The sequence below is a fragment of the Aeromicrobium sp. CFBP 8757 genome (assembly GCF_014841755.1).
Classification (GTDB): Bacteria; Actinomycetota; Actinomycetes; order Propionibacteriales; family Nocardioidaceae; genus Aeromicrobium.
Genome location: NZ_JACYUM010000002.1, coordinates 112066 through 131270 on the forward strand (window position 1 = coordinate 112066; position 19205 = coordinate 131270).

Annotated in this window: 16 protein-coding genes; 11 read left to right on the forward strand and 5 right to left on the reverse strand. The window is 72.2% G+C overall.

Annotated elements, in window-relative coordinates:
• Nucleotides 1-2: 2 nt before the first annotated feature.
• Nucleotides 3-299 (reverse strand): DUF3263 domain-containing protein, encoded by a 297-nt coding sequence (locus tag IFT73_RS07430; protein ID WP_056612114.1) that lies wholly within the window; start codon nucleotides 297-299, stop codon nucleotides 3-5.
• 82 nt (nucleotides 300-381) lie between these two features.
• Here IFT73_RS07430 and IFT73_RS07435 point away from each other — a divergent pair, with 82 nt between their 5' ends.
• From IFT73_RS07435 to IFT73_RS07445, 3 genes are all read left to right on the forward strand, one after another.
• Nucleotides 382-1359 (forward strand): Gfo/Idh/MocA family protein, encoded by a 978-nt coding sequence (locus IFT73_RS07435; RefSeq protein WP_192167087.1) that lies wholly within the window; start codon nucleotides 382-384, stop codon nucleotides 1357-1359.
• Nucleotides 1360-1388: 29 nt separating this feature from the next.
• Nucleotides 1389-2816, forward strand: coding sequence for a trehalose-6-phosphate synthase (locus tag IFT73_RS07440; protein WP_056612108.1), 1428 nt, complete (start codon nucleotides 1389-1391; stop codon nucleotides 2814-2816).
• Between the two features lie 203 nt (nucleotides 2817-3019).
• On the forward strand, nucleotides 3020-7276 hold the full coding sequence (locus IFT73_RS07445; RefSeq protein ID WP_197983833.1) for a phosphodiester glycosidase family protein: 4257 nt from the start codon (nucleotides 3020-3022) through the stop codon (nucleotides 7274-7276).
• A 100-nt stretch (nucleotides 7277-7376) separates the two neighbouring features.
• On the opposite strand, the gene IFT73_RS07450 is transcribed toward IFT73_RS07445, so the two are convergent.
• Complete coding sequence (locus IFT73_RS07450; RefSeq protein WP_192167088.1) at nucleotides 7377-9014, reverse strand: ATP-binding cassette domain-containing protein; 1638 nt, start codon at nucleotides 9012-9014, stop codon at nucleotides 7377-7379.
• 62 nt (nucleotides 9015-9076) lie between these two features.
• Between IFT73_RS07450 and IFT73_RS07455 the strand changes: the two genes are divergently transcribed.
• Genes IFT73_RS07455 through IFT73_RS07465 form a run of 3 tightly spaced genes read left to right on the forward strand, consistent with a single transcriptional unit; the run spans nucleotide 9077 to nucleotide 11251 of the window.
• The gene (locus IFT73_RS07455) at nucleotides 9077-9568 is read left to right on the forward strand and encodes an ASCH domain-containing protein (RefSeq protein ID WP_192167089.1); all 492 of its coding nucleotides are present in this window, start codon (nucleotides 9077-9079) and stop codon (nucleotides 9566-9568) included.
• 23 nt (nucleotides 9569-9591) lie between these two features.
• Nucleotides 9592-10182 (forward strand): GNAT family N-acetyltransferase, encoded by a 591-nt coding sequence (locus tag IFT73_RS07460; protein ID WP_192167090.1) that lies wholly within the window; start codon nucleotides 9592-9594, stop codon nucleotides 10180-10182.
• 31 nt (nucleotides 10183-10213) lie between these two features.
• Complete coding sequence (locus tag IFT73_RS07465) at nucleotides 10214-11251, forward strand: GNAT family N-acetyltransferase (RefSeq protein ID WP_192167091.1); 1038 nt, start codon at nucleotides 10214-10216, stop codon at nucleotides 11249-11251.
• 6 nt (nucleotides 11252-11257) lie between these two features.
• On the opposite strand, the gene IFT73_RS07470 is transcribed toward IFT73_RS07465, so the two are convergent.
• Nucleotides 11258-11725, reverse strand: coding sequence for an Lrp/AsnC family transcriptional regulator (locus IFT73_RS07470; RefSeq protein WP_371811193.1), 468 nt, complete (start codon nucleotides 11723-11725; stop codon nucleotides 11258-11260).
• Nucleotides 11726-11858: 133 nt separating this feature from the next.
• Here IFT73_RS07470 and ald point away from each other — a divergent pair, with 133 nt between their 5' ends.
• Nucleotides 11859-12968 carry an alanine dehydrogenase gene (gene ald, locus IFT73_RS07475; RefSeq protein WP_192167093.1) on the forward strand — a complete coding sequence of 370 codons (1110 nt, stop codon included), beginning with the start codon at nucleotides 11859-11861 and terminating at the stop codon, nucleotides 12966-12968.
• A gap of 16 nt (nucleotides 12969-12984) precedes the next feature.
• Here ald and IFT73_RS07480 read toward each other — a convergent pair whose 3' ends face one another.
• Nucleotides 12985-14205: an MFS transporter gene (locus tag IFT73_RS07480; protein ID WP_192167094.1), complete on the reverse strand. Its 1221-nt coding sequence runs from the start codon at nucleotides 14203-14205 to the stop codon at nucleotides 12985-12987.
• A gap of 58 nt (nucleotides 14206-14263) precedes the next feature.
• On the opposite strand from IFT73_RS07480, the gene IFT73_RS07485 reads away from it, so the two are divergent.
• From IFT73_RS07485 to IFT73_RS07495, 3 genes are read left to right on the forward strand one after another with little or no spacing between them, the layout of a single operon-like run.
• Nucleotides 14264-15427 carry an MFS transporter gene (locus tag IFT73_RS07485; RefSeq protein ID WP_371811194.1) on the forward strand — a complete coding sequence of 388 codons (1164 nt, stop codon included), beginning with the start codon at nucleotides 14264-14266 and terminating at the stop codon, nucleotides 15425-15427.
• Complete coding sequence (locus IFT73_RS07490) at nucleotides 15424-16104, forward strand: uracil-DNA glycosylase (protein ID WP_192167095.1); 681 nt, start codon at nucleotides 15424-15426, stop codon at nucleotides 16102-16104. Before IFT73_RS07485 ends, IFT73_RS07490 begins: the two co-directional genes overlap by 4 nt.
• 33 nt (nucleotides 16105-16137) lie before the next feature.
• Nucleotides 16138-17283, forward strand: coding sequence for an AI-2E family transporter (locus IFT73_RS07495; protein ID WP_192167096.1), 1146 nt, complete (start codon nucleotides 16138-16140; stop codon nucleotides 17281-17283).
• Nucleotides 17284-17289: 6 nt separating this feature from the next.
• Here IFT73_RS07495 and IFT73_RS07500 read toward each other — a convergent pair whose 3' ends face one another.
• A complete protein-coding gene (locus IFT73_RS07500) occupies nucleotides 17290-18210 on the reverse strand; it encodes an NAD(P)H-binding protein (protein ID WP_192167097.1) in 921 nt (306 codons plus the stop codon).
• Nucleotides 18211-18338: 128 nt separating this feature from the next.
• Here IFT73_RS07500 and fdhD point away from each other — a divergent pair, with 128 nt between their 5' ends.
• Complete coding sequence (gene fdhD, locus IFT73_RS07505; protein ID WP_192167098.1) at nucleotides 18339-19181, forward strand: formate dehydrogenase accessory sulfurtransferase FdhD; 843 nt, start codon at nucleotides 18339-18341, stop codon at nucleotides 19179-19181.
• The last annotated feature ends 24 nt before the right edge of the window (nucleotides 19182-19205 follow it).

Below are 19205 nucleotides of genomic sequence, written 5' to 3' on the forward strand. Positions count from 1 at the left end.
GCTCAGAGGTCGATGCCGAGGCGCCTGGCCGAGCGGCTGCGCTGACGCTGCGCACGGAGGCGACGGAGACGCTTGACCAGCAGCGGGTCGAACGCCAAGGCGTCCTCGCGGTCGATCAGGGCGTTGAGCACCTGGTAGTAGCGGGTCGCGGACATGTCGAACTTGTCGCGGATCGCCTGCTCCTTGGCACCGGCGTACTGCCACCACAGACGCTCGAGCGCCAGGATCTCGCGGTCGCGGTCCGACAGGGACGCGGCGACCGCCGAACCCTGCGCGTCCGACCTCTCCACAGCACTCATGTCCCCGATGGTACGGCACGAATCACACCTGTGTCATTCACCTGCGGAGACGGCGGACGGGCGCAGTGGCACAGTGAGGAGCATGACGACCACGACACCCGTCCGCTGGGGCATCCTCGCCACCGGCGGGATCGCCGAGAAGTTCGCCGCCGACCTGGCTCTCGTGCCCGACAACGAGCTCGCCGCCGTCGGCTCGCGGCGCCCCGACGCAGCGCGGGGGTTCGCGGCCCGCCACGGCGCCGCCCGCGCCCACGGGTCGTACGAGGAGCTCGTCGCCGACCCGGACGTCGACGTCGTCTACGTCGCGACGCCGCACGGCCGCCACCTCGAGGACGTCCGCCTGTGCTTCGCGGCCGGCAAGCACGTCCTGTGCGAGAAGGCGCTGACGATGAACGCCGACGACTCCGCGACCCTCGTGGCCGAGGCGGAGCAGCACGGCCTGTTCTTCGCCGAGGCGATGTGGATGCGCACCAACCCCAACATCCGGCGGCTCGCCGAGATCGCGGCGGGCGACGACCTCGGCACCGTCCGCCAGGTGCGCGCCGAGCTCGGCTTCGTCGGCCGCCGCGACGTCGCCCGGCTGTGGGACCTCGACCTCGGGGCCAGCGCGCTGCTCGACGTCGGCATCTACCCCCTGACGTTCGCGCACCTCGTGCTGGGCGAGCCGCAGCAGATCGCGGCGGCCGGCGTCGTGTCGGAGTCCGGTGTCGACCTCAGCGGCGGTGCGACCCTGACCTACGCGTCGGGCGCCGTCGCGAGCATCGCCTGGACCCAGGTCGCGCTGGGCGACAACCGGGCCGTCGTGGCGGGCGACGCCGGACGCATCGAGGTGCCCGGACGCTTCCACCACCCCGACGGCTTCACGGTCGTGCGCGGCGACGACCGCGAGGACGTCGCGCTGCCCGTCACGGGGCGCGGCTACGCCCACGAGATCGAGGAGGTCGCGGCCTGCCTGCGGGCCGGCACGACCACGTCGGCGGTGCTGCCGCTCGACCAGACCGTCTCGATCCAGCGGCAGATGGACACGATCCTGGAGCAGATCGGTGTCGCACGCCGGTAGAGAGCCGCCGTCGGCGCTAGGGTGACGACATGGCCACAGGCACCGCAGACTTCGTGGTGATCGCCAACCGACTTCCGGTCGACCGCGTCACCGCCCCCAATGGCGACACGTTGTGGCGCACCTCCCCCGGCGGGCTCGTGACGGCTCTCGAGCCGGTCATGAAGAGCAACGGCGGGGCGTGGATCGGCTGGCACGGCGCCGCCGACGAGAAGGTCAAGGACTTCGACCACAACGGCATGCACCTCGTCCCGGTGCCGCTGAGCAACGACGAGGTCGAGGAGTACTACGAGGGCTTCTCGAACGCGACGCTGTGGCCGCTGTACCACGACGTCGTCGCGCCCCCGGAGTTCCACCGCGAGTGGTGGGACTCGTACGTCCGCGTCAACCGGCGCTTCGCCGAGAAGGCGGCCCAGGTCGCCAACGAGGGCGCCGTCGTGTGGGTGCAGGACTACCAGCTGCAGCTCGTTCCGACGATGCTGCGCGAGCTGCGCCCCGACCTGCGCATCGGCTTCTTCCTGCACATCCCGTTCCCCCCGACCGAGCTGTTCCAGCAGCTGCCGTGGCGCCGCGAGATCCTCGAGGGTCTGCTGGGCGCCGACCTGGTGGGCTTCCAGATGCCCGGCGCGGCGCAGAACTTCGTCCGCCTCGTGCGCCAGCGCGTCGGGCACAAGACACACCGCGACATGATCTACCTGCCCGACGGGCGCACGGTGCTCGCCAAGGCGTACCCGATCTCGATCGACGCGGCCGGCTTCGAGGAGCTCGCCCGCACGCCCGAGGTCATCGCCCGCGCCGCCGAGATCCGCGAGAGCCTCGGCAGCCCGAAGACGATCCTGCTGGGCATCGACCGGCTCGACTACACCAAGGGCCTGCGGCAGCGGCTGCGCGCGTTCGGCGAGCTCATCTCCGACGGCTCGGTGCACGTCGACGACGCGGTGTTCGTGCAGGTCGCGACCCCGTCGCGCGAGCGCGTCCAGCAGTACAAGCTGCTGCGCGACGACATCAACCGTCTGGTCGGCCGCATCAACGGCGACGTCGGCCGGATCGGCCAGCAGCCCGTCACGTACCTGCACGCGTCGTACCCCCGCCAGGAGATGGCGGCGCTGTACCGGGCGGCCGACGTCATGGTCGTCACGCCGCTGCGCGACGGCATGAACCTCGTCGCCAAGGAGTACGTCGCGTGCCGCTACGACGACGCCGGCGCCCTGGTGCTCAGCGAGTTCGCCGGAGCGGCGTCCGAGCTGAAGTCGGCCTACCAGGTCAACCCGCACGACATCAACGGCATGAAGAGCATGATGCTCGCGGCCATCAACGCCAGCCCCCGCGAGAACGGGCGGCGCATGAAAGCGATGCGCAAGCAGGTCATGGAGAACGACATCGAGCTGTGGGCCAACAACTTCCTCGAGGAGCTGACGGCCGACCGCGAGCTGCACGAGAAGAACCCCCGCCCCGTCTGAGCGGGGCCCGACACCCTGACTGACATCCTTTCGCCCAGACGTCATCTCCCGGGTGATGGACGGATGTCTGGTGTTGGCGGTGTCCTGCGTGAATTCGTCTGGCCGCGATCGCGGCTGCGACGAACTCACCTCTGAGGACCCGAATGATCCCCTGCAGCACCAGACCGAGTCGACGACGGCTGCGGCCGTTCCTGTCGACCGTCGTGGTCTCCACCCTGGCCGCCGGCGTGCTCGGCGCAGGCCCTGCCTCGGCCGCCCCTGCGCCGACACGGCTCACCACCGCCGTCGCCGTCGCGCCGTCCACCGAGGACGCCCTCTCGCTCGTCGACGAGACCGAGCCCATCGGTCCCGGCATCACGCTGCGGAGCCTGACGTCGGTCACGCCGAGCGGCTGGTACGACCAGCGCGTCCTGAGCGTCGACCTCGCCAATCCGGCCGTGACCAGCGACCTGCTGTCGGGCGACACCGTCACCGAGCGCAACCCGATCTCGTCGAAGGCGAACAAGGCGGGGGCCGTCGCCGGCGTCAACGGCGACTTCTTCGACATCAACAGCTCCGGCGCCCCGCTGGGCGCCGAGGTCAAGGGCGGCGAGCTGCTCAAGTCGTCGGACGTCGGCGCGTGGACGCACGTCGGGGTCGGCACGGACGGCATCGGCCGCGCCGTCGACATGACGCTCGATGCCAAGGCCACCTTCGCCGGAACCGACCACCCGGTCGCCTCCCTCAACGCGGCCAACACGCTCGCCGGGTCGCCCACCGGCGCGATCGTCGCCTACACCCCGCGCTGGGGGACCTACAGCCGCGCGATCGGCGTCGGTGGGGCCACCGACGTGGCGTCGGTGCTCGTGCAGGACGACACGGTGGTCTCCGTCGACGCCGCCTCGGCCGGATCGGGGCAGATCCCGGCGGGCGCCTTCGTCCTGGTCGGCCGCGAGGCAGGAGCCACGGCCATCCGCGCGCTCGCCCCCGGCGACCCCGCGACGCTGGCGTACGACCTGCGCGACGACGTCGCCGAGCAGATGAAGTTCGTCATCGGCTCCAACCGTGAGCTGGTGCGCGACGGCGTCGCGCGACCCGACGGAGAGCTCGACAACGACGTCCACCCTCGCACCGTCATCGGCTTCAAGGACGGCGGCCGGACCATGCTCCTCGTCACCAACGACGGTCGACAGTCGCCCGTCAACGGCATGACGATGCGCGAGCTTGCGGCCTTCATGGTCGGCCAGGGCGCCGAGACGGCCTGGAACCTCGACGGCGGCGGCTCAACCACGATGGTGGCTCGCCCCTTGGGCGAGACCGCGGCGACGGTCCGCAACAGCCCCTCCGACGGGGCCGAGCGCCTCGACCCCAACGGCGTCGGCGTCTTCGTGTCGCCCGGGTCGGGCACGGCCGAGGACCTCGTCATCACGCCCGGCACGGGTGACGCGAAGGTCTTCCCGGGGCTGCACCGCACCCTGCGCGCCAAGGCCGTCGACGACCACCTCACACCTGTCGCGCTGGCACGCGGCGACGTCCGCTGGAGCACGTCGGTCGGCACGGTCGACAACGGGCTGCTCGCGGCGCCTGCCGACGCGACCGGCACGATCACGGTCAAGGGAACCGCCGACGGCGGCCAGGGCGACGCCCGCGTCCAGGTGCTGCGGCCCCTGCGGACCCTCGAGCTCTCGCAGAGCCGGCTCGCCATCACCGACCCGGTCGCCGCCAACGCCGTCACGCTGCGGGTCACCGGGCGTGACAGCCAGGGCTTCACGGCCCCCGTCGAGTCGACCGACCTCGATCTCGACTACGACCGCTCGGTCGTCAAGGTCACGCCGTCCGGCACCGGCCTGAAGATCACGCCGCTCACCGACGGCGGGACCGTCATGGTGCTCACGGCCGGCGGCCGCACCGCCCGGCTGCCCATCACGGTGGGCGTGCAGGTGGTCAGGCCGTACGCCTTCGACGACGCGGCCGCCGCGACGGGCCGCTGGACCGGCAACCCCACCAGCGCCGTGACCGGCATCTCGAAGGTCGGCGACGGCCTACGCCTCGACTTCCCTGCCGCCCGCAACAAGGGCATCACCGCGGCGAGCGTCCCTGCCCGCTGGGTCGAGATCCCGGGACAGCCCCTCCGGGTCCGTCTGAAGGTGAAGTCGGACGTCCTCGTGCCGTCCGGACTGACCTACGCCGGCTTCTGGGACTCCACCATGAAGTCGTACGGCCTCTACGGCACCGGCCTGGAGCCGCTCGGCGTCGGCGCGAACGACCCGTGGCAGTACGTCACCTTCACCATCCCGTCGACCGCGACGTTCCCGGTGCGCTGGAACTCCTTCCAGGGCATCAACACCGCGCCCGACCAACAGAAGGCCGGCTCGATGGTCTTCGGCGGCGTCGAGGCCGACGTCCCGTCCGAGATCGAGCTGCCCGGGCAGGAACCGCTGCGGTCGGACCCGCTGTTCTCGCCCGACGGCGCGACCGACCCCGACACCGACTGGAGCTTCGCGACCCTCTCGGACGTCCAATTCACCGCAGCACAGCCCGAGCTGACCAAGGTCGCGATCGCGGCCCTGGCCCGCATCCGCGCCCAGGAGCCCGACCTGATCGTCCTGAATGGCGACATCGTCGACCGCGGCCTGCCCGAGGACATCGCGCTGGCCCGCAAGACCCTCGAGGAGGGCGGCTGCGACCTCATCGGTCTCGGCGACGAGCCCGACGAGGACAGCACGCCCGACCCGGCCAAGGGCACCGTGCCCTGCTACTACGTGCCGGGCAACCACGAGTCGTACGGTCTCGGCAACGTCCAGTCGACCCTCGCGGCCTGGGAGTCCGAGTTCGGCCGCCCCTACCGCACGTTCGACCACAAGGGCACCCGGTTCGTGCTGCTCAACAGCGCGCTCGGCAGCCTGCGCGGATCCGACTGGGACCAGCTGCCGATGCTGCAGAAGGCGCTCTCGACCGCGAAGGACGACCCGGACGTCCGCAACGTCATGGTCTTCGCCCACCACCCGACCAACGATCCCGCCGAGACCGACTCGAGCCAGCTGACCGACCGCACGGAGGTGCGGCTCGTCCAGAAGCTGCTGACGGACTTCCGCACCGAGAGCGACAAGGGCGTCGCGATGGTCGGCTCGCACGCGCAGATCGCGAACGTCGACCGCGTCGAGGGGGTGCCGTTCGTCGTCCTGCCCTCGTCGGGCAAGTCGCCGTACGGCGTCCCCGACCGGGGAGGCATCACGGGCTGGCTGAGGTGGGACGTCGACCGCGACGCCTCCGCAGGGCAGCAGTGGCTCACCGCCGACGTCCGCGCATTCTCGCAGGAGACCGTCGTCGAGGCACCCGAGACCGTCGAGGTCAGCCGCACCACGACGGTCGGCGGCCACGTCGTCCAGCCGTCCGGTGTCGTGGCGGGCAGCCGGGTCGTGCCGCTGGCCTATCCGATGTCGGTCCACTGGTCGGGCGACGCGTCGCTCGCGATCGGTTCGGGCGACGCCGCCGTCAGGGCCGCCCGATCGGCCAAGAAGATCGCGATCCTCGACCCCGAGACGCGGGAGCTGACGGGGCTGCGCACCGGAGAGGTGACGCTGGAGGTCACGAACGACTCGATGCGTGAGCTCACCGACGCGGCCTCGACCGCACCCGTCGTGGGTCGACGGACCGTCAAGGTCGTGGCCTTCGAGGGGCCCGGACCGCGCATCGACGCACCGGCGCCCGTCTTCACGTCGCAGCCGGTCGGCACGACCGGAGCGGGTCAGCGGGTCGTCGTGACCAACCGCGGTGACCAGCCGCTGAAGGTCTCGCGCATCGGCATCGCCGAGACCGGCAGCAGCCCGGCCGGGGAGTTCGTGCTGGCCGGCGAGCAGTGCATCGGCGACGCGATCGCGCCGGGCGCCTCGTGCGAGGTGCTCGTCCGGTTCTCGCCGTCGGTCGCCGAGAAGACCTCGACCGCGGAGCTCGTGGTCGAGGCCAACACCCCCGAGGGACGGACAGAGGTGCCCCTCACGGGGCTCAGCACCGTCGCCCCGAAGGGTGACACCGGGCCCGAGGGTGCCACCGGACCTGCTGGTCCGTCGGGCCCCCAGGGACCGGGCGGCGAGTCGGGCACGCCCGGCGCCACCGGCCCCCAGGGCCCGCAGGGACCTCAGGGCCCGCGCGGTGCCGCGGGGTCGGTCGTGCTCCGCACAGCCTCCAAGACCACCCGCGTCGAGCAGGGTGACAAGGTCCGGCTGACCTTCTCGGTGAGGAACCTGACGGGTGATGCCCTGCGGTCGACCGTCTCGGCCAGGCCCGCCAAGGCGCTGCGCGCATCGGGTCGCAAGAACGTCACGGTCAGGTCGCTCCGACCCGGGGCGACCCGCAAGATGTCGTTCACGCTGAGGATCGGTTCACGAGCGAAGATCGGCACGCACAAGGTCAGGGTCTCGATGACGATCGGCGGCCGTACGGTGACCAAGACCGTGAAGGTGCGGGTGGTCCGCGACTGACCCACCGCCCCCGCCCGGCCCAGACATGCGGAGGACCGGACCCTTTCGCCTCGGCGAGAAGGTCCGGTTCTCCGCACTTCTGGGCTGCGGTGCAGTGGGCCTAGGCCTGGGTGAGGCGGCCCGCGTCGACGTGCCAGCGCTGGTGCAGGTCGACGTTGTCGAGCAGGCGTCGGTCGTGCGAGACCAGCAGCAGGGCGCCGTCGTAGGCCGCCAGCGCCTGCTCGAGCTGCTCGATCGCGGGCAGGTCGAGGTGGTTGGTGGGCTCGTCGAGCACCAGGACGTTGACGGCCCGCGCCTGCAGCAGCGCCATCGCCGCCCGCGTGCGCTCGCCGGGAGACAGGCGCCCCACGACGCTGCCGACCTGGTCGGCCTTGAGCCCGAACTTGGCCATCACGGTGCGGACGTCGGCCGGCGACAGATCGGGCACGGCTGCCTCGAACGCGTCGCCCAGCACCAGGTCGTCCGGCAGCACCGACCGGGCCTGGTCGATCACGCCGACCTGCATCGACGCCCCGCGCGACGCGCGTCCGTCGTCGGGCTCGAGGCCGCCCAGCAGCAGCTTCAGCAGCGTCGTCTTGCCCGCCCCGTTGGGCCCCGTGATGCCGATGCGGTCGCCGGCGTCGACCTGGGCCGTGACCGGACCGAGCGTGAAGTCGCCGCGGCGGACGGTCGCGGCGTCGAGCGTCGCCACGACGGCGCTCGAGCGGGGTGCGGCGGCGATCTCGAAGCGCAGCTCCCACTCCTTGCGCGGCTCCTCGACCTCCTCGAGCCGGGCGATGCGCGACTCCATCTGCCGCACCTTCTGCCCCTGCTTCTCGGACGACTCGGTCTGCGCCTTGCGACGGATCTTGTCGTTGTCGGGACTCTTCTTCATGGCGTTGCGGACGCCCTGCGAGCTCCACTCGCGCTGCGTGCGGGCCCGCGCCACCAGATCGGCCTTCGTGCCGGCGAACTGCTCGTACGCCTCGCGGGCGTGGCGCCGGGCGATCTCGCGCTCCTCCAGGAACGAGTCGTAGCCGCCGTCGTGCACGCGCACCAGCTGCTGGGCGAGGTCGAGCTCGACGACACGCGTGACGCACCGCGCGAGGAACTCGCGGTCGTGCGAGACCAGCACGATGCCGGACCTCATCCCGTCGACCATCCGCTCGAGACGGTCGAGGCCGTCGAGGTCGAGGTCGTTGGTCGGCTCGTCGAGCAGGACGACGTCGAACCGGCTCAGCAGCAGGGCCGCCAGGCCGACGCGCGCCGCCTGACCGCCCGACAGCGACGTCATGAGGGCGTCGCCGTCGAGGCCGAGGCGCAGGTCGCCCAGCACCGACGGGATGCGCTCGTCGAGGTCGGGCGCCCCGGAGGCGAGCCAGCGGTCGAGCGCGACGGCGTACTCGTCGTCGGCGTCCGGCGCGCCCGACCCGAGCGCCGCGGCGGTGCGTTCCATGGCCTCGGTCGCGGCGGCCGCCCCGGTGCGCCGGGCCAGGTGCGCCGCGACGGTCTCGCCCACGAGCCGCTCGTGCTCCTGCGGCAGCCAGCCGACGAACGCGTCGGACGGGGCCGTCGACACCATGCCGGCCAGCGGCGCGGTGCGGCCGGCCAAGATCTGCAGCAGCGTCGACTTGCCCGCACCGTTGGAGCCCACGACCCCCACGACGTCACCGGGGGCGACCGTCAGGTCGAGCCCCTCGAACAGGGTGCGGTGGGCGTGACCACCGGACAGGGACTTGGCGACCAGCGTGGCACTCACCACGAGATCGTCCCACGGACGACCCGCGCGACGGCCGCCCGTCGTCCTGAGAGGATGACCGCATGACCGCCGAGGAGATCGACGCCTTCTGGACCGCGGCGCGCCACCAGACCCGCACCAACCCCGTGCCCGGGTACCTCGGCACGTACTCCGCCGAGGCGCTCGCACCGCCCGCGTGGGCCTTCGGGGCGACGCCCGAGCACGCCGAGGAGCTGCTGGCACTCGTCCTCGCCGGCACCAAGACCGCGACGTCGAGCGCCCTGTGGGACTTCGAGCACGACGGCGAGCCCATGCCGCAGGTCGGCGACCTCGCGATCATCCTCGACGGCGAGGAGCGGCCCCGCGCGCTGATCGAGATCGTCCGGGTCGACGTCGTACCGTTCGACGAGGTCGACGCCGAGCACGCCCACCTCGAGGGCGAGGGCGACCGCTCGTACGAGTACTGGCGCGACGTCCACCAGCGCTACTTCGACCTCCACTCCACCAACGGGCGGGGCTTCTCGCCCTCGATGCCGGTCGTGCTCGAGCGCTTCAGGCTGCTCTACCCGCGCTGACGCGGGTCTGAGAGTCTTCGACCATGCTCGACGCCCGCGACTTCACGGCCCGTCCCGTGCTGTCGGGCACTCACGTCCGGCTCGAGCCGCTGGCCCCCGAGCACGCCCAGGCGCTGCTGGCCGCGGCCGACGACGACGAGGTGTTCCGGTGGCTGACGTTCCTGCGCCCCCGCACGCTCGCCGACGCCGACGCGATGGTCTCGCGCTACCTGGACGGTCCGGCCGTCCCGTGGGTACAGGTCGACGCCACGACCGGCGACGTCCTCGGCATGACGGCGTTCTACGACGTCGACCCCGCGATGCGCACCGTCGCGATCGGGTGGACGTGGCTCGCGCGGCGGGCCTGGCGGTCGGGGGTCAACACCGAGGCGAAGCTGCTGCTGATGCGGCGCGCGTTCGACGACCTCGGCTGCGTGCGGGTCGTGTGGCACACCGACGCCCGCAACGAGCGGTCGCAGGCGGCCATCGCGCGGCTCGGTGCCCGGCGCGAGGGCGTCCTGCGCAAGCACAGGCTGCGACCCGACGGGTCGTGGCGCGACACCGTGACGTTCTCGATGCTCGACGACGAGTGGCCGGCTGCCCGCGCGGCCCTCGAGTCGCGCCTGACCCGCTGACGCAACCCGCGCGATGGGTAGGGTGTCCGCGATGACCGAATCCCTCAGCGACAACCTCGACCTGCCCGTCCTCCCCGGACCGTGGACGGCTCGGGTGCCCGGTTACGGCGACATCGACGCCCTCGTCGCACTGCGTCACCTCGACGAGCTGCAGGGCACCGGCGAGGCGCACATCGACCCGGCCGGCATCGAGTCCGAGGTCGCGGGTCAGGCGTCGTGGACGCGCCGCCAGATCGTCGCCGTCGGCGAGGACGACGTGCCCCGCGCCTGGATCACGGTGCACGACCGGGCCGCCGGACGTGCCCTGATCTGGGGCTACTTCGACCGCGACGTGCACGAGATCGACTCGATCGCGCGCATCTTCTACGCGTGGGCCGAGGACGTCGCGATCGGCATGGCCCGCCTGCGCGGCGTCGACGAGACGCGGCTCGACGAGAGCCCGTTCGCGACCGACACGCGCCAGGCCGGGTGGCTCGCGCTCGCCGGCTACACCAAGCGCCGCACGTGGCTGCACATGAACCGGCCCGTGACCCCCGCCGACGCGGGGCTCGAGCCGCGCGCGGGCGTCGTCGTGCGCCCGGTCGAGAAGCACGAGAACGGCTTCCCGATCGCCTCCGACCTGCAGACCGTGCACCAGATGCTCGAGGAGTCGTTCGAGGACCACTTCAACAACTACCGCGAGAGCTTCCCCGAGTTCGTGCAGCGTCTGCGCGAGGAGCCCGGCCACCGCTGGGACCACTGGTGGCTCGCCTACGTCGAGCCCGAGGACGGCGGTGAGCCCGTCGCGGCGGGCACCGTCGTGTGCTCGGTGCTGTCTGCCCCCGAGGGCGGCGTCGAGGGCTCGTACGTCGAGTACATCGGCGTCAACCGCGCCGCCCGCGGACGCGGCGTGGCCAAGTCGCTGCTCGGCACCGTGATCGCCGACGCCGCGCAGCGCGGACGCGACCGCGTCGGCCTCGAGGTCGACGACGACTCCCCCACCAGTGCCGACCAGCTCTACCTCGCCCTGGGCTGGGTCACCGACTACGCGACCGACTCGTGGTTCAAGGACATCACCCTGACGGACTGAGCCCGCTCACTCCGACAGGCGTCCGCGCTTGTGCTCGAAGATCAGGTTGGTCTCGGTCAGCGCGACCTCGGGCGCCGAGCTCAGGTGGTCGACCACGAACGTCCGCAGGTCGTCGGGGTCCCTGGCCGCGACGTGCACGTGGAAGTCGTCGGCACCGGCCAGGAAGTACACGTTCAGCACCTCGGGCATCGCGGCCATCCGGTCGGAGAACTCGCTGATCGCGCCGCGGGCGTCGCTGCGCAGGCGCACCGCGATCATGGCCTGGATGGGCCGGCCGAACCACGCGGGGTCGACCTCGGCGTGGAAGCCGGAGATGACGCCACGCTCGACGAGGGACCGCACACGGGTCAGGCACGTGGACGCCGCGACGCCGACGGACGCCGCCAGCGCGTTGTTGGGCAGCCGTCCCTCGCGCCGCAGCGCCGACACGATGCGGGCGTCGAGCCGGTCGAGGTCGTGAACATCCTTCGCCACAGCGCCTCCTGGGCGGCTCCGATCGGCACAAGTCACCGATGAGCGCGAGTCTACAGAATCTTGTTCACGTTGTTGCCGCTGGTTCCGCAGTTACTTCAGGATAGAGGGACATTCCCCGTCGAAGGAGCAGCTCATGCTGGTCGGTGTCCCCCGCGAGATCAAGAACCACGAGTACCGCGTCGCCATCACGCCGGCCGGCGTGCACGAGCTGACCCGCCACGGTCACGACGTCGTGATCGAGACGGGCGCCGGCCTCGGGTCGTCGATCCCCGACGAGGAGTACGTCGCCGCCGGCGCGAAGATCCTCGGCACCGCCGACGAGGTGTGGGCCTCGGCCGAGCTCGTGCTGAAGGTCAAGGAGCCGATCGCCGAGGAGTACGGCCGCATGCGCCGCGGGCAGACCCTCTTCACCTACCTGCACCTCGCCGCCAGCCGGCCGTGCACCGACGCGCTGCTGGCGTCCGGCACGACGTCGATCGCGTACGAGACGGTGCAGCTGCCCGACCGGTCGCTGCCGCTGCTGGCGCCGATGTCGGAGGTCGCGGGACGTCTGGCTCCGCAGGTCGGCTTCCAGCACCTGATGGCCAGCAACGGCGGCCGCGGCGTGCTGCCCGGAGGCGTGCCGGGCGTCTACCCCGCCGACGTCGTCGTGATCGGTGCCGGCGTGTCGGGCGTCAACGCGGCCGAGGTCGCCCGGGGCATGGGCGCGCGGGTCGAGATCCTCGACCTCGACGTCGCCAAGCTGCGCGCCGTCGACGCGCGCTTCCAGGGCATGATCACGACGGTCGCGTCGAGCTCGTTCGCCGTCGAGAAGGCCGTCCGCGAGGCCGACCTGGTCATCGGCGCCGTGCTGGTGCCGGGCGCCAAGGCGCCGACGATCGTCAGCGACGACCTGGTCGCCCAGATGCGTCCGGGCTCGGTGCTGGTCGACATCGCGATCGACCAGGGCGGCTGCTTCGAGAGCTCGCGCGCCACGACGCACGACGACCCGACGTTCCGGGTGCACGACTCGATCTTCTACTGCGTCGCCAACATGCCCGGCGCCGTCCCGCGGACGTCGACGTACGCCCTGACCAACGTCACGCTGCCGTACGCCGTCGCGCTCGCGAACAAGGGCTGGAAGCAGGCCGTGACGGACGACGCGGCGCTCGCGGGCGGGCTCAGCACGCACGACGGCAAGCTCGTCAACGGGCCGGTCGGCGAGGCGCTCGGCCTCGACGTCACCCCGCTCAGCGCGCTCTGACGACGTCTGCGGCGCGTCAGTAGCCCTGGTCGACGGGGACGGCCTGGCGCAGCGCGCGGTTGGACGCCAGCGAGATCACGACGGCCAGCCCGGCGGCCGAGACCGTCACGGCGAAGGCGGCGGTGTGTCCGCTGGCGTCGGCGAGACGCCCCGCCAGCGCGGCACCGAGCGCGTACCCGATGCCGGTGGCGCCGGCCAGCATCGTCATCGCGGCGCTGACCCGGTGCACCGGCACGAGGATGCCCGCGAGCGCGAAGTTGCTGATCATGTAGGGAGCGACGGCGAAGCCCAGCAGCGCGATGACACCGATCAGCGACGGCAGCGAGTCGACCAGCAGCAGCGGTGCGGCCAGCACCAGCAGGCCCAGCGCCGCCACGGCCATGCGCGTCGCGTACAGGACGCGCTCGGGCAGCCCCGTGATCGCCAGGCCCGCGATGACGCTGCCGATGCCGAGCACGGCGTGGATCAGGCCCGCCAGCCCGGCCTGCCCCTCGGCGGTGGCCAGCACCGTCGTGCCGGTCTGGACGCTGCCGAAGATCATGCCGACGCACACCTGCGCCAGCAGCAGCACGACGAACACGCCCGTGAAGAGCGGCTCGGTGCCTTCACCGCCCAGCACCGTGCGACGACCGACCAGCGCCGACGTGGGGTGCACCGCGAACCACGAGCCGAACACCGCGAGCAGCACCGCGGCGGCGAGCAGCGCCCCGGCGGGCTCGGCCAGGATCGCCAGGACGCCGATCATGGCCGGGCCGAGCACGAACGACGCCTCGTCGGCCGCGCCCTCGTACGAGAAGGCGGCGTCGACGAGCCGGCGCTGGTCGCCGGCGTCGCGCGTGATGGGTCGCCACCGGACGCGCGCGAGCGGGCCGACCTGCGGCATCACGAACCCCGTCAGGCCGGCGACGACGAAGATCAGGCCCTGGGCCGCGTCGGGATGGGTCACGGCCACGATGCCGGCGAGCCCCGCGGCCCCCGCCAGCGACTGCACCAGCACGACGGGACGCTGGCCGATGCGGTCGGACAGCGATCCGAACAGGGGCGAGCCGAGGGCGTTCGAGATGGCGAGGATGCCGGCGGCGGCACCGCCGACGCCGTACCGTCCGGTCGTCTCGCTGACCAGCACCAGGACGCCGAGCTGGCTCATGGCAAGCGGGATCCGCCCGAGGAAGGCTACGAGGACGTAGGCGGGCCCGACGATCCGCAGGAGCGCGCGGTAGGCGGCGATGGCTGACACAGCCGGACCAGCCTACCGTCGGTCGTCGCCCTCCCCCGACCGCGGCTAGGCTCGGACGGTGCCTCCCACCCGCGCCCGGATCGCGACCTTCGGGGTCTTCGCGCTCAACGGGTTCACGCTCGGCATGTGGGTCGTCAACATCCCCACGATCAAGGACCGCACGGACGTCGACCAGGCCACCTTGGGCCTGTTCCTGCTGGTGCTCGGCGCCACCGCCTGGATCGGCATGCAGCTCGCGGGCCCGGCGATCGACCGCTTCGGCAGCCGGCCGGTCCTGACGGCGTCGGCGTGCGCGCTCGTCGCGACCGTCCCCGGACCGGGTCTGGCCACCGACGCGACGCAGCTCGTCGCCGCCCTCGCGGTGCTGGGCTTCGCCAACGGCTTCATCGAGGTGTCGATGAACTCGCAGGCCGTCGTCGTCGAGCGCGCCTACGGCCGGCCGATCATGGCCGCGTTCCACGCCTTCTTCTCGCTCGGCGGGCTGCTCGCGTCGGTGCTGGGCGGCAGCCTGATCGCCCTCGGCGTCGACGTGCGCGCGACCCTGCTCGGCGTCGCCGTGGTCGGCGTGTGCGTGGCCCTGTCGCTGCGCACGTCGTTCGTCGCCGCGGCACCGCCCGCCGCCGACGCGCCGCCGCGCGGACGCGTGCCGTGGACGTCGCGGGTGCTGCTGCTCGGCCTGCTGGCCTTCGCCCTGCTGCTCGGCGAGGGCGTCGCCTACGACTGGACGACGGTGCACCTGCGCGACTCCCTGGGATCGTCCGAGACCGTCGCGGCCTACGCCTTCGGGGCCTTCTCGGCCACCATGACGGTCGTGCGGCTGTTCGCCGACCGCGTCGTCGCGCGCTGGGGCCCGGCGGTCTACGTCAGCCGGGCCGCGATGCTGGGTGCCGCGGGTCTCGCGGGTGCCGCGCTGGCCCCCACCCCCGCCCTCGCGATCGTCGCGTGGGCCGTCTTCGGCGTCGGGCTCGCCGGGTGCGTGCCGCAGTTCTTCACGGCGGCCGGCAACGTCAGCGAGACGTCGTCGGGCACCTACCTCGCGCGGGTGACGAGCATGGGCTACCTGGGCCTGCTGGCCGGGCCGTCCGTCATCGGCCTCCTGACGCACTGGGTGCCGCTCACGACGGCCTTCCTCGTCCCGATCGTGGGCTGCGTGCTGGCCGGCCTGCTGGCACCCCATGCGCTGCGGGACGACACCGCCACCCGGGAGGCGAGCACCGCATGAGCCGCCCCCTGTCCGAGCTGATGGCGCCCGACTGGGCCGAGGCGCTCGAGCCCGTCGCCGGCCAGATCGCCGCGATGGGGCAGTTCCTGCGCGACGAGGTCGCGGCGGGCCGCTCGTACCTGCCGGCCGGCGACGACGTCCTGCGCGCGTTCGCCGAGCCCATGGCCGACGTCAAGGTGCTGATCACGGGCCAGGACCCGTACCCGACGCCCGGCCACCCCGTCGGACTGTCGTTCTCGGTCGCACCCGACGTGCGTCCGCTGCCGCGCAGCCTCGTCAACGTCTACCGCGAGCTCGAGTCGGACCTCGGCATCGCACCGGCCCCGTCGGGCGACCTGACGCCGTGGTCGCGGCAGGGCGTCCTGCTGCTCAACCGCGTGCTGACGGTGGCACCCGGCGCCTCGGCCAGCCACCGCGGCAAGGGGTGGGAGGCGGTCACCGAGCAGGCGATCCGCGCCCTCGTGGCACGCGACCGCCCGCTCGTCGCGATCCTGTGGGGACGCGACGCGCAGGGCCTGCGTCCCCTGCTGGGCGACGTGCCCGCGATCGAGTCGGTGCACCCCAGCCCCCTGTCGGCGTCGCGCGGCTTCTTCGGCTCGCGGCCGTTCAGCCGGGCCAACGAGCTGCTCGTGCAGCAGGGGGCCGAACCCGTCGACTGGGGCCTGAATCCCTCCTGAGCCGGGTGACAGCTTGACCACTAGGGTGGTCAGGTGGCCGAGCAGCGCAGCATCAGGGACAGGGGCGTCGTCATCGACGACGCCTTCGCGGGCTTGCAGCGCTGGGGCCTTCGCATCATCGTCATCGCCGCTGCCGCCTACATCGCCGGCTGGGGCATCGGGCACATCTGGGTCGTGCTGTTCCCGGCCTCGATCGCCCTGATCGTCGCGACCGTCCTGTCGCCCCCCGTCTCGTGGATGCGCCGCAAGGGGCTGCCCGCCGCCGCGGCCGCCGGCATCGTGATCGTGTCGTTCCTCGCGACGCTCGGCGCGGTCGTGACGTTCCTGATCCCGCAGGTGACCGACCAGGCCGGCGAGATCGCCTCGAGCGCGTCCGGGGGCCTGCAGGAGGTGCGCGACTGGTTGACGGGCGAGCCGTTCAACCTGTCCGAGAACCAGATCAGCGCCGCCATCGCGGCCCTGCAGGACAAGCTGCAGGACAGCGCCAGCGCGATCAGCGAGGGCGTCTTCACGACCATCAGCACCGCGACCTCGATCATCATCAACCTGGTCCTGATCCTGATGCTGACGTTCTTCTTCATCAAGGACGGCCACCGCTTCCTGCCGTGGCTCCGGACGCTCGGCGGGGCCCGCGCGGGCGACCACCTCACCGAGGTGCTCGGACGCGTCTGGACCACCCTGGGCAGCTTCATCCGCACGCAGACCCTGGTCTCGTTCATCGACGCCCTGATCATCGGCGTCGGCCTGGCGATCCTCGGGTCGCCCCTGGCCCTGCCCCTGGCCGTCATCACGTTCTTCGGCGGGTACATCCCGATCGTCGGCGCCTTCGTGAGCGGCGGCGTCGCGGTGCTCGTGACCCTCGTGACCAACGACTACAAGGACGCGCTGATCGCGCTGATCATCGTCATCGCGGTGCAGCAGCTCGAGGGCAACGTCCTCTCGCCGATCCTGCAGGGCAAGACCATGAACCTGCACCCCGCCGTCGTGCTGCTCAGCGTCACGGCCGGCGGCTCGCTGTTCGGCATCACGGGCGCGTTCCTCGCGGTGCCGGTGGCCGCGAGCGTCGCCGAGATCCTGCGCTACGTCAACGAGCGCATCGACGACTCGGTCTCGGTGCTGGCGCCCAAGGACGACGGCCGGGCCGCCGAGATCCTCGCCAACGACGAGCTGCCCGGCTGACGTCGGTCAGTCGCGCGACCCGCGGGCGGCCACGACGGCCTCGCGGAAGCTCAGCGCCCCGCCGGCGGGCGCGCCGATCAGGTCGTCGAGGTCGTGCTCGCGGCACACCATGTCGAGCATGAGGCTCTCGAGCAGCGAGCTCGCCAGGCTCGTCGGCACGGGCGCGAGGATGCCCGCCCACAGCGCCGTCGTGCGGGGCATCAGGATCGGCACCGTCAGGATCGGCCGGCGGCGCAGCCCCGCCACCTCGGCGTAGACCGCGATGAGGTCGCGGTACGCCAGCGCGTCCGACCCGCCGATGTCGAAGGCCCGGTTGACCGACGGCGGCAGGTCCGCCGCCCCCACGAGGTAGTGCAGGGCGTCGCGGATCGCGATGGGCTGCACGCGGTGGGCGAGCCAGTCGGGGGCCACCACGACGGGCAGCTTCTCGGTCGCGGTCGCGAGCATCTCGTACGACACCGACCCGGCACCGACGACGATGCCGGCCTGCAGCACGGCGGTCGGCACGCCCGACTCCATCAGGATCTCGCCGACCTCTCGGCGCGACTCCAGGTGCGGCGACAGGGTCACGTCGTCGGGGTAGAGACCGCCCAGGTAGACGATGCGCGAGACGCCCGCCGACCGGCAGGCCTGCCCGAAGCGCGTCGCGATCGTGCGGTCGCGCGTCGCGTACTCGTACGTGCCCGTCATCGAGTGGATCAGGAACCACGCGACGTCGGCGCCCTCGGCGGCACGGCTCAGCACGGCCGCGTCCTGCGCGTCGCCCTCGACGACCTCGACGTCGGACGCCCACGGACGTCCGGCGAGCCCGGACGCGTCGCGGGTCAGCACGCGGACCGTCCACCCGTCCTCGAGCAGGCGGGCGACGACCTGGGCGCCGATGTAGCCGGTGGCACCGGTGACCAGTGCGGTGCGGGAGCGGGGCATGGACCGACCATCGCACGCGATCGGCGCCGTCGCCTCCCGAGAGGTGCGCACCGTCACGCCCCTGCTCGACGCGAGACGCTGGGTGGATCGTGCGAGGATCGAGGCTACGCGCGAAAGAGGTGGGACGCATGGCAGGACGACTGGTCCGACGCACGCGGGTCGCGCGCTACGCGGCCGACGGGACGTCGATGGGACGCGAGGACTCGCTGGCGGTCGAGGAACCGCTCGAGGTGCGCGTCAACGGCTCCTCGTTCTCGGTGACGATGCGCTCGCCGGGCGACGACTTCGACCTCGTCGGGGGCTTCCTGGTCTCCGAGGGCGTCGTCTGGTCGAACGAGCAGCTGGCGTCGATGCGGTTCTGCGCGGGCACCGACGAGCAGGGCCTGCAGACGTTCAACGTCATCGACGCCGAGCTGAGCGCCGGCACCGCGCCGCCCGACCTGAGCCTCGAGCGCCACGTCTACACGTCGAGCTCGTGCGGCATCTGCGGCACGGCCTCGATCGACGCGGTGCACAAGGCGACGCACTTCGGCCTGACCGACGACGACACCCCGTGGAGCCCCGCGCTGCTGGGATCGCTCCCCGACCGCCTGCGCGAGCACCAGAAGGTCTTCGACCGCACCGGCGGCGTGCACGCGGCCGGCCTGTTCGGCCCCGACGGCGAGCTGCTGTGCCTGCGCGAGGACGTCGGGCGTCACAACGCCGTCGACAAGGTCGTCGGGTGGGCGCTGCGCGAGGGACGTCTGCCCCTGCGCGGCACGGCCCTGCAGGTGTCGGGGCGCGCCTCGTTCGAGCTCGTCCAGAAGGCGCACATGGCCGGCATCCCGGTGCTCGCGGCCGTGTCGGCGCCGTCGTCGCTCGCCGTCGAGCACGCCGAGTCGGCGGGCATGACGCTCGTGGGCTTCAGCCGTGGCGGGGGTTTCAACGTCTACGCCGGCGATCACCGCATCGGACTGCCCGCGACTGCGTAGTATGGGCCGGTCGGCCTCGTCCCG

What these genes read in the sequence shown, in the direction of transcription:
- fdhD (WP_192167098.1), top strand. Translation starts at nt 18,339, where the DNA reads ATGGCAGGACGACTGGTCCGACGCACGCGGGTCGCGCGCTACGCGGCC.
- IFT73_RS07465 (WP_192167091.1), top strand. Translation starts at nt 10,214, where the DNA reads ATGACCGAATCCCTCAGCGACAACCTCGACCTGCCCGTCCTCCCCGGA.
- IFT73_RS07455 (WP_192167089.1), top strand. Translation starts at nt 9,077, where the DNA reads ATGACCGCCGAGGAGATCGACGCCTTCTGGACCGCGGCGCGCCACCAG.
- IFT73_RS07440 (WP_056612108.1), top strand. Translation starts at nt 1,389, where the DNA reads ATGGCCACAGGCACCGCAGACTTCGTGGTGATCGCCAACCGACTTCCG.
- IFT73_RS07460 (WP_192167090.1), top strand. Translation starts at nt 9,592, where the DNA reads ATGCTCGACGCCCGCGACTTCACGGCCCGTCCCGTGCTGTCGGGCACT.
- IFT73_RS07430 (WP_056612114.1), bottom strand. Translation starts at nt 299, where the DNA reads ATGAGTGCTGTGGAGAGGTCGGACGCGCAGGGTTCGGCGGTCGCCGCG.
- IFT73_RS07500 (WP_192167097.1), bottom strand. Translation starts at nt 18,210, where the DNA reads ATGCCCCGCTCCCGCACCGCACTGGTCACCGGTGCCACCGGCTACATC.
- IFT73_RS07490 (WP_192167095.1), top strand. Translation starts at nt 15,424, where the DNA reads ATGAGCCGCCCCCTGTCCGAGCTGATGGCGCCCGACTGGGCCGAGGCG.
- ald (WP_192167093.1), top strand. Translation starts at nt 11,859, where the DNA reads ATGCTGGTCGGTGTCCCCCGCGAGATCAAGAACCACGAGTACCGCGTC.
- IFT73_RS07435 (WP_192167087.1), top strand. Translation starts at nt 382, where the DNA reads ATGACGACCACGACACCCGTCCGCTGGGGCATCCTCGCCACCGGCGGG.